The organism is Mesorhizobium sp. P2_C4 (assembly GCF_056404575.1).
The window spans coordinates 1-1,024 of sequence record NZ_JBFUDT010000020.1 but is presented as its reverse complement, the minus strand read 5'-3'; the positions used below and the strand labels follow the sequence as shown (position 1 = coordinate 1,024).

Here is a 1,024-nt window from a genome sequence, read left to right as displayed (position 1 = left end):
ACGTCGTCGACGATGTTGACGGACAGGGTGCCCGTGGCGTTCTGGCCGTCCTGGTCGGTGAGCGAGACGGCAAGGTTCTCGAACAGGCTGTTGGTGGCTAGGCCGGTGGCATGGGCCTCATTGTCGAGCAGCGTGTAGGAGTAGCTGACGGTGCCGGTTGCGGGATTGTAGCCGGTCACGTTCAGCGTATTGCCGAGCGCGGTGGTGAAGGAGCTGGCGGTGAATACGCCGTTGGTGATGAAGGCGTGGCCGTCGATGGTCAGCGAGGCGATGCCGTCGGGCGAGGAGATGGTGAAGGTGCCGCCCTGGGTGGTGCTTTCCTTCGAGGTGTCGGAGCCGGCCGATTCGCCAACGCCGCGGCTGGCCAGGAGGTCATCCTCGTTGACGGTGACGTCGCCGCCGTTGGCGGCCGGCGTCAGGTCGGTGATCACCGGCGGTGAGTTGCCGATCGAGATGGTCAGCGTGGTGTGCGAGGTGTCGCCGTCGCCGTCCTTGATGGTGTAGGTGAAGACGTCGTCATGGCCACCGGCCGAGCCGGCATCGCGGGTATAGGTGTAGGTGCCGTCGGCGGCCAGCGTCAGCTTGCCGTAGAGGCCCTGGATCTGCACGCCGAGCGTGGCTGCATTGTCGACGTCGGCATTGGTGTTGCCGGCGGCGACGCCGACCACGGCAGCGCCGTCGGCGCCCTTGGTGTCGGCAACCCCGTCGGTCGTGTTGCCGTCGAGGGCATCGGTTCCGCCGGTCAGCACATTGCCGGTGGCCGGGCCGAACAGGCCGGCCCCGATGCTGTCGATGTCGGCGACTGCCGTCGGMACGTCGTCGACGATGTTGACGGACAGGGTGCCCGTGGCGTTCTGGCCGTCCTGGTCGGTGAGCGAGACGGCAAGGTTCTCGAACAGGCTGTTGGTGGCTAGGCCGGTGGCATGGGCCTCATTGTCGAGCAGCGTGTAGGAGTAGCTGACGGTGCCGGTTGCGGGATTGTAGCCGGTCACGTTCAGCGTATTGCCGAGCGCGGTGGTGAAGG

1 protein-coding gene is annotated in these 1,024 nt (G+C 66.6%); it reads right to left on the bottom strand.

Annotated features, from left to right (window positions below):
• On the bottom strand, positions 1-1,024 hold a 1,024-nt coding region (locus tag AC1DX6_RS30520; protein WP_477320297.1), incomplete at both ends, for an Ig-like domain-containing protein.